Here is a 12,460-nt window from a genome sequence, read left to right on the forward strand (position 1 = left end):
TTCCCATTTTTGTTGATTATTTTTCTACTAAAGTTTTTAATTTATCAAGACCTTTTCCATAAGATTTTTCCATTTGCGAATCCATCATCAGTTTCATCAAATTCATTGGGTAATCCAATTCACAATCCATACTCCACGTAATTTTCGTTCCGTTTCCTTCTTTTGTTACCACGATATCAGAAGTAGCATCACTTTCAAAAGGCTTTTTGAACATCATTTTGGTTGCAATTTTTTGATTCGGAACCAAAGCCGTAATCACATGACAACCTTGTCCAACATCGTCATTTCCTTCCCAGCAATACTCATCTCCAGGCTGTCCTTGCGTACCAGAATAAGTTAATTTCAAATTAGGGTCTAAATCCATCCAAGGATTCCATTCGTTAAATTTCTTTGAAGAACTCGCTTGTTCATACACCTTTTCGATAGGCGCATTCAATACTCTTGTTGTTTCAAAATGATATTTTTTCCCAATCGCAAACATCGTAATAGTTAATACAACAAATAGTCCTGCAACAATCCAAAGTAGTCGTTTTAATAGTTTCATAAAGTGTAATTTATTTACTACTAATTTATATTTTATTTTGATTAGAAACTATAAAATTCTTTATACTAATCAATAAAAAAGGTCAGAATAACTTCTGACATCATCATTTTTTTTAAAACTTATTTCAAAGCTGGTTCATCCAACTCTTTTCCAAAATTATAACTTGCAAAACGTCCCACTTCTTTCGGATTTACGATATCGGTTTCTTTGTCACCCCAAGGCCAACCACCAAATTGTGTTTTTTGATACTCTGCAAAAGCATCACGAATTTCTTGCTCCGTATTCATTACAAAAGGTCCATAAGCCGCTACAGGCTCATTGATAGGTTCACCTTCTAAAATCAAAACTTTAGCTTGCGAATTTCCATTTTGAATAATAATTTCCTCATTTCCATTCAAGTCTGCTAAATGTCTTTGCTGAATTTTGTAATTATCAATCGAAATTACATCTACTCCATCATAAAAAAACACAAATCTATTCATCGTTTCAGAAACTGCTGGCAACGTAAACGAAGCATTAGGATCCATATTCAATAAAGCAATTCCGACATGATGTTTTGGATTTCTCGCCCACGAATGCGCTAAAGGATCTTGCGATTTTACACCTGCATATTCACCCAAAACCACTCGAACATTCACGTTTCTTCCCTCCTCGTCTTTCACATCTTTTTGTGGAATCGTTTCACTCCAAAGCATTTTGTACGTTGGTTCTGTTAATTTATCTGACGAATGCATATTTAACCAAATCTGAAATAATCGGAATGGATTTTCAGTTTCATCATTCAACAACGGAAACATTTCGCCATGCAAAACGCCAGAACCAGCACTCATCAATTGCACATCGCCATTTCCATAACGACCTTTTGAACCTTTCGAATCAAAATGATCAGCAAAACCTTCTTCTACAATCGTTGCAATTTCAAAACCTCTATGTGGATGATGTGGAAAACCTGGAATTGTTTCGCCATGATACATTCGCCAATCTGCATTTCTGTCAAAATCTTGACCAATGTTTTTACCTTTTAATAATTCGGCATCAACCCCCATTTTTCCATTTCCTTTTGGATACAAATCGTAATGATATGCACCTAAAATAAATGGATCACGAATTGGCATTGGGCCTACAACTTTATTTATATTTTTAACTTTCATATGTATTGATTTAATGTACAAATACGTATTCAAAATGTGAACCAAATCACCAATTAACCCATTGATATGACAGTTATTACAAAACAAATTAAGTTCAAGACAAATCCTCTACAAATCAATGTAATAAGATGTCAATTTGGCATTAATAATTATTTCATCCATCTAAAAATTCGCTATTATCAGGGATAAATATTATTGAATTATTTCGGATATTTATTCAATCAATTTTCAATTAAAAACGGACAAATGAAAACGGATAAAATAATTTCATGTAAATCGTAATGAAGTTCCATATTATTTGGTAACAATAACATTATCTAAAAGTCCTTAAAATATTAAATCGAATGAAGAAAATCATCTCTATTTCAAAAAAAATTAGCAATACTATTACATAAAATGCCAATTTGCCAAGGAACATTTACAGATAAAAACGGAACACGAAACATCGAAATATTCAATGATTTTGATTATTTGAATGTAACAATAGATGGTTATCATTGATCGCAAGGGTTATGAAGATGTTTGGTTTGATGAAAATTATTTGGTTGAGTAACTCTCAAGACAAATTTCACTTTCTTCTACGATCTCTAATATAACTAAATAAACACTATAAACGATGAAAGAATTAATCAAAAAATTAAAAAAACAAGGCTATTTTGAAGATAATTTAGGACTCGAAAAAGTCAAAATCAATGAATTAGAAGATCAGTTGAATTCTAAAATCCCCGATTTTTTCAAAGAATATCTTAAATACTTCGGTTTCAATGAAAATGTATTTTGGAGCATTTTTAATGAAGAAGATGATTTTGTGGAGCAAAATGAACTCATTCAAGAACTTGGACATACTAATTTCATTGCAATTGGTGATGAATATGCCGAAAATTTAATTGTTACACATACCGGAACGCAACAACTTTATTTGTTAGAAGATGACCTTTTGATTGATCTTAAAACCACTTTTAAACAGATGTTACATGAAGCCATTTCAACGTTCGATTTACCAGATTTTGATGCGCTACAAAACACTGAGTCTTCATTTAAAGTCTTGTTAGAACGTAAAACTGAAATTACAACTGCATTAATAGATAGTTTGAATACACTAATTAATGAAGCAGCAGAAAATGACGATCAATTGTATTCTGTTATAATTTCAACCGATAAAAATGGAAATTACAATGTTTCTGGTGGAAGTTTCAATGATTTTAAAACCAAAACAGATTCTGAGAACATCAATTATGATGACTTGTTTAATGCAAAAACATCAAAATATCAAGGAAAATTGGATTTTAGTTTTCTAAAACAAGAATCTAACTTAACGAATAAAAAAGCTTTGGATTTACTTTGTTTAGACGTTTTACGAGAACTAAAAAATGACAATTATTTCGAAGATCAAGTTGAAAATATTTCGATTTCAGTAGAATCAACAGATGTTGATATCTTCACAGAAGACTCCTATGATGATGCGTTAACAAAGCGAAAAAACTTAGTAACAACAATTAGACGATTTTGGGAAACGCCTTATGACAGAGCACGATTATTGATTGAAGTTTTATAAAAATAAGCCAAACTTCCTAAGAAATTTGGCTTATCATTTTATCGAAATAATTCTAAAATCTCGTCTATTGTAACCTTTCCAAAATAATCTGTTACATCAACAGAATTCAGAACTTTTGCAATCTCTTTGTCGTTATGTTTTACACCAACTAGTTTATTTTCTAATACTTCTATCGGTTCTGAAGCAAAGAAATCGCCAAATATTTTAGCTTTTTCTATTGTTCCGCCTCGCTCAACATCCAAATGAACTTCGATAAAACCTGCTGGAATTTTCTTCGCATTTTTGAAATTATATTTCGGTGAAAAACCAAAATTCCAATCCCATGTTTGGTATTTTTCTTCAATCAATTTCGCTACACCATTCAAATCTTCGGTTGTTAAATGATAAATTGTTGCTCCTTCATTTGTTGCTAACAGTTCATCAATCAACAAAGCTTTCAGTTCATCCGTCGTCATTTCATTTGGAAAATATTCAATCAAATTAATCACACGCGCGCGATTAGATTTTATGGCTTTATCCACATATTTTAAGGGATTAATTTTTAATGCATCGCCTAAAACAGACATATCCGAATTAAAAAGGATCGTTCCGTGTTGAATCATTTTGCCATTACGAGCCAATTTCGCATTTCCACTAAACTTTTTACCATCAACCAACAAATCGTTTCTTCCCTCCAATTTTGCAGGAACATTCAGATCGTTTAATAATTTGACTACAGGTTCTGTAAAAGTCGAAAAATCCATAAAATCATTCTGTCCCAATAAGGTATGGAAAGAAAAATTTAGATTCCCTAAATCGTGATAAACAGCTCCACCACCCGACATACGACGAACAACTTTGATGTTATTTTCGGTCACATAATCCAAATTAATTTCGGCCAATGTATTCTGAAATTTCCCAACAATTATTGACGGTGCATTGATGTACAACAAAAAAATATCTTCCGTTGGATAATGGTACAATAAATATTCTTCTAAAGCTATATTGAAATACGCATCGTGAGATGGCGAATCGATGATAATCATACAAATTATTTTTGCAAAGTTAGGAAGAAATTTATGGAATCAAAAAGAGACAACTTTCCTAAAAAAGTTGTCTCACCGCATTTATAATATAAACTATTAAAGAGAATTTTAAATGTTTGTCATCATCTAAATTCCTGTAAATTTGACTCCTAAACTCATCCAAGTTGTTGGTAACGGAATTGCTCCAGCTTCGTTATATGTTGTGTTAAAAATGTTTTGCGCATCAAAATAAATACTCAAATTATTTTTGAATGAATGATTAATTCTTGCATCAGTAATCCAATAAGATTTATACGATTGACGTGTATTATAACGATTTGCAAAACTTAAAGTAGTTCTTCCGATTGTGTAATCTATTGTATTGATTAGCTGATGTTTTAAACTTTCTATTTTATATTTAGAATTGTATTGATCATCCACATTTTTAAACTCAGGATCAAGATAAGAATAGCTCAAAGAAAACTTCAAATTTTGATTCGCAGAAAGATTTGCTAAGTACGAAATCTTCGTATTAAATCCATTCGTTCTCAAGTCTCCAAAGTTTTGCGCTTCCCAAGGTTCGTTAGATGTTAAACGTACCCAATCGATAAAATCTGTGATCGAACGATAAAAATAATAGGCATTAAACGTCCAATTTCTCTTGTTGTATTTGAATCCAATTTCGGTTTGAAAAGCCTTCTCAGATTCTACATTTGCATTTCCTATATTTCCTGGTCGCTGATCTAAATATAAATCTGTAAACGAAGGAATTCGCTGACTTGTCCCTGCATTTACCATCAATTTCAAGTTCGAATTTACCGCATAACTAGCATCAATTCCCGGAAATGCTTGCCAACCATATTGCGAATTATAGTTAACATACGTTCCGACATTTACATTCAATTTTGGTGTAATATCCGTTTTATATTCCGCATAAAATCCAATATTATCGCGAGTATGATTTTTGATACTTGTGGACGAAATTTGCTCATTTCGGTATTCAGCTCCTACTCCAATTTGCCCTTTATTCAATTGATACGTAGAATTCACTTCTCCCGAAATAGAATTTGAATAATGCAGAGAACGAGCTTTGCTCAAATCATTTTTATAATAGCGATAATCATCGAAATTGTAACGATAACTCACTCGTGGTGCTAACGTAATTCGATTCGATAATTGATGCTTAGATTGAATGTTAACTAATGTTGTTTCAATCAATTCTTTCGAATTTTTATCACCCGGTGAAGCATAAAAACCATTTGCTCCAAATCCATTTTTTACATAACCATACGAAGCAACTAAACTATTGGCATCATCAAACTGAAAGTTTCCTTGATAATATAATTTATTGTTCTCGTAAGCCGTATTGTATCGGTATCCATTTCCCCAATCATGGCTCACATACAACTGATGTTGATGCGTTTCTTTTGCCAAATTCGCACCAAGCTGCACACCTCTACTAGTGTAGGTATCGCCTGTATCTTCGGTATCTTTCTTAAAATTTGTTCCAAAATAGGTATTCGCATAAACGCCCGTTTTCTTTGGTTGACGCGTGACAATATTAATAACACCTGTCAAACTATTATTTCCGTAAACACGAGCAGCCGGACCACGTACCACTTCAATTCTGTCAATCGCTTCTAGAGGAATGGGAAGATTTAACGCATTATGAGCCGTTTGATGATCCATAATTTTTACTCCATTCAACAAAATCAATGTTTGCTCAAAACTTCCGCCATCCATCGAAATATCAGCTTGCGTTCCAAACGGTCCTCGTTGACGCAAGTCTATTCCAGATGCATACTGCAACACATCCTGTAAAGAACGTGCAGGTAATTTGTTTATTTCTGATTTACTTAACACATAAATGTTTCTATTTTCTTTAGAAAGTGGCGTATTCAGACGGTTATCTAAAATAGAAACTTCACCTATTGCAATGGTATCATTCGCATTTTGTGCAAAAATACTTTGTGCAGCTAAACACAATACCATAGTAATCTTCTTCATTTTTGACTAATTATTTAATTAATTGAGTTAAATCTGATGCGAAAGTAGTACCTTTCCGACCTATCATAATATACCAGTTTACAGATAATGAATAGTCCGGCTGAAATACCATACAAAAGTTTTATCAAAATCGAACGCAATTCGGATACACCGATTTATCTTCAATTAGCGAATCAACTGGCTAAAGCTATACAATTAGGCTATATTCCAACTGGAACAAAATTACTTGGAACGAGGCAATTAAGTGAGATTTTAACGCTTCATCGCAATACAATTGTCAATAGTTTTCAGGAACTTGAAGCTCAAGGTTGGATAGAAATCGTTCCAAATAAAGGAAGTTATGTGTTAAGTCAAACTTCTCAAAAATTTCAAAAAACCATTGTTCCAAAACAATTTTCAATCAATTTGTATCCTGATAAAACGGGTTTTCAATTTGAACAATCGATACTTTTGGATAATCCATACGAAAATTTTAATCAACGATTATATTTAACCGATGGAATAATCGATCATCGGTTAGCAGAACTAAAACTTCCTGCTAAATTATATTCAGCTATTTTAAAACGAAAAACGTCAATTTCGAAGGTAAATCAGTCCAAAAATGAGTACTTTTTAAAGAATTTAGCAAATTATCTCAACTTGACACGAGGTTTACATATTTCGAAAGAGAATATTTTGGTAACGAGAAGTTCAGAAATTTCACTTTTTCTGATTGCTGAAATTCTACTAAAACAAAATGATGTTGTTGCTGTCGCAAATTTAAGTTATTATAAAAGTAACATGATTTTTCAGACCCAATTTGCTAAAATCAAACAAATAAAAACGGATGAATTTGGAATTGACACCGATGATTTAAGAAAATTATGCGAGCAATTTCCAATACGAATTGTATATGTTACACCCCATCACCATTATCCAACAACGGTTACGCTAAGTTCGCAAAGAAGAGTTGAATTACTGCAACTTTCGCAGGAATTTGGGTTTGCAATTGTAGAAGATGATTACGATTTTGATTTCCATTACAGCAATCATCCTATTTTACCTTTGGCAAGTTCGGATCAAAATGGAATGGTTGTTTACACAGGAAAATTTGGTCATTATCTTGCACCAGGTTATCGAATTGGATTTATTGTCGCACCGAAAAATCTAATTCTCGAAGCGAAGAAACATTTGTCTATTCTTGATCAGCAAGTTGATCCATTTATCGAGCAAGTTTTAGGTGAAATGATTAGCGAAGGTGAAATTAATCGAATTCTAAAAAAACATCGTAAAACTTATCGAGAACGCCGTGATTATTTTTGTCATAAATTAAAAACGGAATTAAACGATCTAATCAGTTTTACGAGTCCAAATGGAGGTTTAGCGGTTTGGATTAATTTTAATCAACCTATAAATTTGATGGAATTAAAACGAAATTGTGCAAAAAATGAATTGTTTATTCCGCAAACAATTTTATATCAAACCCAACATCAAACTGGAATTCGTCTTGGATTTGCTCATCTAAATTTTGAAGAAATAGATGAAGTAATTTCAATTTTGAAACAAGAAATCATAAAAAAAGCTGAATAAATTTCAGCTTTTATATTTTATTTTTTATCTCTCAACTTGAATGTCCACGTAAATTGAAATTCTGAAACAACATCTCCTTCTTCATCTACGCCTCTACTTGTCACATTTAGTGATATACCTTTCTTGGTTTCAATCGCTTCTTTTATAGCCGCATCTATTTTTTCTCCATCTTCGCAAGTAAACACAATTTTACCAATAGCTTTTTTCAAATACTTCGATTGCATTCCCAAAACCAACATCGAAATATCTTCTCCTGATTTCGAAATCTTAGCATTTGCCATCAAACCTGAAGAAAACTCTGCCGCCATTCCTTGCACTGCCCAAAACATACTTTTGAATGGATTTTGATTAAGGAATCCATATTTTACTCGTGTCGAAACTTTATTTTCTTCCCACGATTCCAAACGAACACCCGCAATCCATGCAATCGGAATTTGAGTTGTCAATATATTTTTAAAAAGTTCTTTGTTCATATTTATATGATACTTGTGATTTTATTGAAAATCCAATATAAAAATAAATCTTGAAATAGAGAACTATAATTAAAACAGATTTTAAGTATTCCTATAAATTCAACATCTTTTTCCATTTACTAATTGAATTTCTACTTACTTTAAAATGTTTGGCAACAGTTGAATTGGATAACTTATGCTCTTCTTGATAATTCAACATATATATAATATCTGATTTTTCATAGGCTCTATGTTTTTGATTTTCATGATCAATATTGTACGAAGTATTAAAAATAATCTTGTTTACACGTATAATATCTAGTGATGAAAAACTTTCTTTTTCTAAAAAATTTTTCACAAATTTTAATTTAGTTGGAAACTTCTCCACCACTAGATCAAAGTATATTTGTTTGTAGTTAGGTGTTATTTTTGGTATTTGTTGATCCATTTGTATAAGGTAGTTTTGGGTATTTTGTATTCTTCGATAACTTGAGTTTTTGTCATTTTACCTTTTTCTATTCGTTCTAAAATAAAATTTATGATCTCTTTTGTATAAATATTTTTTCGGAATTGAGGTACTGTTGATAATTCATCAGATTTCGTTGAATCATAATTTTTTGGAGAAAATAAAATAAGATGTTGAGTATAAAGCCTAAAGAAATCATATTGTAAGAGTTTACTCCATCTTAATAAATTATCTGTATTGATACTTTTTGATTGATACATTTCCAAAACTTCAGTTTCATTACATTTTAGAAAGTTACAGATACGAGGTAAGTCAATACCTCGTTCTGCAACCAAAAGTTCAATTAGATTTCCTATATGAAAGTCTTTGTAGTTCATTTTTATTATTGTCCTGTAATTTGTTCTATACGAATAAAAACTTTTTGTTTTGTTACATCAGTAATGTTAGCTGTAGGATCCATACCCGCCATAACAGTTACTATGTATGCAACCTTTGTTATAGAAGATGTGTCTATCCACGAATAATATCTATATTCTGGACCTCCACTATTAGCATTGTAGATTCCTTGGTCTCCCCACGCTCCTGTAGAACCTGTAGGTGTCAAGGTTCTCCATGTATTTCCTGTCCCTCCTCCTGGAGTTTTAGACGGAACTTTTAAATTACCTCCTGCATCAGTTATTTGCCCTCCATAAAAAGTTGAATAATTCCACATAAGTACTTTACCTTCATTACTGTTATTTCTTAATAAGACATTATTCTCAACACCACTAGCAGTAGAAGTTGTATTATTAGTGGATGTTGCAGCTGCAGTCTGAAGTGAATGTCTCATAAAGACTTTTATCGTATAAAGTCCATCTGGAGTAGTCGCATCCACAGTAAATCCTTTAGTGCCAGTATCTGGATCTGTTACAAACTTCATATAATCCATCACAGCTACAATTTTGTAATCTGCATTTACTTGGGTACCAACAGTTACATCTTTACAACCTTTTATATCTGTATTTGCTGCAAAAAACGGAGTTAAATCAAATGAAATTCCAATTGGTGAAGATTGTGATGCATTGGGCATCCCTTGAATGGCAAAAACAAGATACCCAGAACCATGTTCCAATTTACCATCGGCTATAGTTGCAGTAATGTTTGGATTACCAACCGAAGTAAATGAAGCCCCTACAAACTTACCTCCATTACCTCCAGAATAAGGCACTTTAATTATACTTCCTGAAATAATGGGCTTTGGAGTATTCCCATCAATAGATTGAGAAGGATCAATTGTAGAAGCAATACAATTTACTGTTGCAGATCCTTTTACAGAAGTATTATCTTCAATGCTTCTCCATTCATTTCCATTCCAAAAGTAATAACCTTTCGGAATAGTCGCTCCTGTATTATAAATAAATAATCCTTGAGGTTGATTAGAAATATCATTATCTCCATCTGAATTAAGATCCATTGTATTTGAAGTTAAATCAACTCTTGGGACCAGCATTCCTTTATTTTTAGATGAAATATCAAGCATCGCATATGGATTAGGTGTAGTTCCTATGCCTGTTGCGCCAGATTGTGTCACAATAAAATCATCTTCCATTTGTTTAGGAGTCGGAGTTCCTGTCAAAGGATTTGTAGTTGCGGTTGATGATTTACCATCAACATTCAATAATCCTTGCGGATTTGATGTATTAATTCCTACTTGTGAATAAGACGAAATAGAAATAAGTACTAATGAAATTGTAAATAATTTTTTAATCATAGGTTTTAATTTTGATTGTTTTTGAAATTTCTAAAGGAGTAGAATAGATTGATTTTTGGTTGATCATTTTCTTTTGACAAAATTCAATTTTCAAAAAATTTCGCACTGCATTTTTACAACTATAAAACCTATACAAAGCAAAAAACCACCTATACATTATCTATACAAATAATTGTATTTAATTATATACCAATTATTTAAATAATATTTTTAAAAAGAAATAAAATGAATGAAGTTTTTACTTATTACTATATTTGTAATACTCTCGTACTAATACCTACCTGTTAAAACCAATCAACATGCATAAATACCTATTTTTTATTTTTGTTTTAATACAATCAATTTTATTATCTGGACAAGACATTAAAAATAAACCCAATTCTATAGCTGAAATCGATAACTTAAATAATCAAGCAAAAGAGTTGTATGAAAAAGGAGAAATAAATAAGGCACTTACGTCTTACAAGAAAATTATAGAAAAAGGAAAAGAAGTAAATTATACAAAAGGTTTATCAGAAGCTTATTTACAAGCTGCCAATTGTTATTACGAATTATCTATGCCTTATGAAGGAAGCCAATATATTTTCTTAGCTGAACAAAATGCTCAAGACAATCCAGAATTAATGGTTAAAATTACATTCTTAAAAGCACTTATTTTATTTCAAGCACATTCCTATGATGAAGCTGAAAAAAAATTCAGAAAAGTAATAGAATATGCAGAAAAATTAAAAAGGAAAAAGGAAGCCAAAAAATATATTGACAGATCTAATATTAATATTGCGAATATTAACTTCCTTCTTGAAAAATACGACTACGCATTATCAAATTATTATAAAAATTTTAATTCCTTAGATACAATGCATAAAGTAGGTACAAGTATTAATATTGCAGAGATTTATCTCATAACGAATAAAATCGATTCCGCTCAAAAATACCTGAATATTGCTGAAAACAATATTCATTTTATTCAAGAAAAACGTATGTATTTGACAATTAAAGGAGGTTTAAGTGGAGTAAAAGGTTTGTATTACATCAAAACAAATGAATATCAAAAAGCTATCAATACTTTAAAAAATAATTCAAGTACAACTTTTTATACTTCAGATGAATTACTAGGGATGGCATATGCAAAACTCAACAAAACGGATAGTTCGGTCTATTATTTCGAAAAAAAATTAAGCACTAAATTAAACAATAGGTTAAATAACGAAACAGTATATAATGCGTCTTCTCTGATATATAATGATGAGAAATTAGCATTACAGAAAACCTATGAGCAGAAAAGAAAATATTACCTTTTATTAATTGTTATTACAACTTTTAGTATCGTTTTATTAGTTTATATAATTTACAACCATAAAAAACAAGCCAAACAAAAAACTAAATTACTCGAATCAGAAAAGCAAAAACTAAAAATGGAGAAAGAGATTTCTGATTTAAAACAAGAACATTATCAGAAACAAGTTTTGGCAACAACGATTCAATTAGAACAAAAGAATAAATTTTTAGAAGAATTAAAAGAAAATTTAAAAAAAAATCAAGAATTTAATTTGAACAATTACTTAAAAAACGAACTAATTATTGATAAAGATTTAACCAATATTCATGATATTGTAAAAGAAGTGCATCCTAATTTTTTCAAGAAATTAAATGAGATGACGACAACTAAATTAACCAATCTCGATATCAAATACGCAGCATATATCTACATGAATATGGATAATTCTCAGATTGCATCTATTCTCAGTGTAGATCCTAAAACAGTGAGTGTAACTAAATACCGCTTAAAACAAAAACTCAATTTATCAAAAGAGATTGATTTAGACACCTTTATTCGAAACTTGAACTAATTAATCTTATCAGCAAAACAAGTGTACACTTGTTCAATCAAGGAAAAAAATAATCATACGTATTTCAATTAATCCAAATAATGAACAGAATACAGATTATTAATAACTTAAA

General features: G+C 31.0%; 11 protein-coding genes. 3 read left to right on the plus strand and 8 right to left on the minus strand.

Features of this window, described 5'->3' with window-relative positions; all coding sequences use genetic code 11:
- Window positions 1-16: 16 nt before the first annotated feature.
- Both FH779_RS09620 and FH779_RS09625 read right to left on the minus strand, forming a co-directional pair.
- Window positions 17-544, minus strand: a complete 528-nt coding sequence (locus FH779_RS09620; RefSeq protein WP_244957941.1) for an SRPBCC family protein — start codon at window positions 542-544, stop codon at window positions 17-19.
- 119 nt (window positions 545-663) lie between these two features.
- Entirely contained in the window at window positions 664-1,695 is a 1,032-nt protein-coding gene (locus tag FH779_RS09625) for a pirin family protein (protein WP_180904505.1), read from the minus strand.
- A 616-nt stretch (window positions 1,696-2,311) separates the two neighbouring features.
- Here FH779_RS09625 and FH779_RS09630 point away from each other — a divergent pair.
- Window positions 2,312-3,250: an SMI1/KNR4 family protein gene (locus tag FH779_RS09630; RefSeq protein WP_180904506.1), complete on the plus strand. Its 939-nt coding sequence runs from the start codon at window positions 2,312-2,314 to the stop codon at window positions 3,248-3,250.
- A gap of 38 nt (window positions 3,251-3,288) precedes the next feature.
- Here FH779_RS09630 and FH779_RS09635 read toward each other — a convergent pair whose 3' ends face one another.
- Window positions 3,289-4,275 (minus strand): lipoate--protein ligase, encoded by a 987-nt coding sequence (locus tag FH779_RS09635; RefSeq protein WP_180904507.1) that lies wholly within the window; start codon window positions 4,273-4,275, stop codon window positions 3,289-3,291.
- A 126-nt stretch (window positions 4,276-4,401) separates the two neighbouring features.
- Window positions 4,402-6,261 carry a TonB-dependent receptor plug domain-containing protein gene (locus FH779_RS09640; protein WP_180904508.1) on the minus strand — a complete coding sequence of 620 codons (1,860 nt, stop codon included), beginning with the start codon at window positions 6,259-6,261 and terminating at the stop codon, window positions 4,402-4,404.
- A gap of 87 nt (window positions 6,262-6,348) precedes the next feature.
- Here FH779_RS09640 and FH779_RS09645 point away from each other — a divergent pair, with 87 nt between their 5' ends.
- Window positions 6,349-7,830: an aminotransferase-like domain-containing protein gene (locus FH779_RS09645; RefSeq protein WP_180904509.1), complete on the plus strand. Its 1,482-nt coding sequence runs from the start codon at window positions 6,349-6,351 to the stop codon at window positions 7,828-7,830.
- A gap of 17 nt (window positions 7,831-7,847) precedes the next feature.
- Here FH779_RS09645 and FH779_RS09650 read toward each other — a convergent pair whose 3' ends face one another.
- The 4 genes from FH779_RS09650 to FH779_RS09665 form a co-directional block, all read right to left on the minus strand.
- Complete coding sequence (locus tag FH779_RS09650) at window positions 7,848-8,303, minus strand: DUF4442 domain-containing protein (protein WP_180904510.1); 456 nt, start codon at window positions 8,301-8,303, stop codon at window positions 7,848-7,850.
- 91 nt (window positions 8,304-8,394) lie between these two features.
- Window positions 8,395-8,730 (minus strand): helix-turn-helix domain-containing protein, encoded by a 336-nt coding sequence (locus tag FH779_RS09655; protein ID WP_180904511.1) that lies wholly within the window; start codon window positions 8,728-8,730, stop codon window positions 8,395-8,397.
- On the minus strand, window positions 8,706-9,125 hold the full coding sequence (locus FH779_RS09660; RefSeq protein ID WP_180904512.1) for a helix-turn-helix domain-containing protein: 420 nt from the start codon (window positions 9,123-9,125) through the stop codon (window positions 8,706-8,708). Before FH779_RS09660 ends, FH779_RS09655 begins: the two co-directional genes overlap by 25 nt.
- 5 nt (window positions 9,126-9,130) lie before the next feature.
- The gene (locus FH779_RS09665; protein ID WP_180904513.1) at window positions 9,131-10,498 is read right to left on the minus strand and encodes a hypothetical protein; all 1,368 of its coding nucleotides are present in this window, start codon (window positions 10,496-10,498) and stop codon (window positions 9,131-9,133) included.
- A 299-nt stretch (window positions 10,499-10,797) separates the two neighbouring features.
- On the opposite strand from FH779_RS09665, the gene FH779_RS09670 reads away from it, so the two are divergent.
- Window positions 10,798-12,348 (plus strand): tetratricopeptide repeat protein, encoded by a 1,551-nt coding sequence (locus FH779_RS09670; RefSeq protein ID WP_180904514.1) that lies wholly within the window; start codon window positions 10,798-10,800, stop codon window positions 12,346-12,348.
- The last annotated feature ends 112 nt before the right edge of the window (window positions 12,349-12,460 follow it).

Origin of the sequence: Empedobacter falsenii (assembly GCF_013488205.1) — a bacterium.
Lineage (GTDB): Bacteria > Bacteroidota > Bacteroidia > Flavobacteriales > Weeksellaceae > Empedobacter > Empedobacter falsenii_C.

Bases quoted from the DNA above. Each gene is read 5' to 3' on its own strand.
- FH779_RS09620 (WP_244957941.1), bottom strand. From the start codon at position 544: ATGAAACTATTAAAACGACTACTTTGGATTGTTGCAGGACTATTTGTT.
- FH779_RS09625 (WP_180904505.1), bottom strand. From the start codon at position 1,695: ATGAAAGTTAAAAATATAAATAAAGTTGTAGGCCCAATGCCAATTCGT.
- FH779_RS09630 (WP_180904506.1), top strand. From the start codon at position 2,312: ATGAAAGAATTAATCAAAAAATTAAAAAAACAAGGCTATTTTGAAGAT.
- FH779_RS09635 (WP_180904507.1), bottom strand. From the start codon at position 4,275: ATGATTATCATCGATTCGCCATCTCACGATGCGTATTTCAATATAGCT.
- FH779_RS09640 (WP_180904508.1), bottom strand. From the start codon at position 6,261: ATGAAGAAGATTACTATGGTATTGTGTTTAGCTGCACAAAGTATTTTT.
- FH779_RS09645 (WP_180904509.1), top strand. From the start codon at position 6,349: ATGAATAGTCCGGCTGAAATACCATACAAAAGTTTTATCAAAATCGAA.
- FH779_RS09650 (WP_180904510.1), bottom strand. From the start codon at position 8,303: ATGAACAAAGAACTTTTTAAAAATATATTGACAACTCAAATTCCGATT.
- FH779_RS09655 (WP_180904511.1), bottom strand. From the start codon at position 8,730: ATGGATCAACAAATACCAAAAATAACACCTAACTACAAACAAATATAC.
- FH779_RS09660 (WP_180904512.1), bottom strand. From the start codon at position 9,125: ATGAACTACAAAGACTTTCATATAGGAAATCTAATTGAACTTTTGGTT.
- FH779_RS09665 (WP_180904513.1), bottom strand. From the start codon at position 10,498: ATGATTAAAAAATTATTTACAATTTCATTAGTACTTATTTCTATTTCG.
- FH779_RS09670 (WP_180904514.1), top strand. From the start codon at position 10,798: ATGCATAAATACCTATTTTTTATTTTTGTTTTAATACAATCAATTTTA.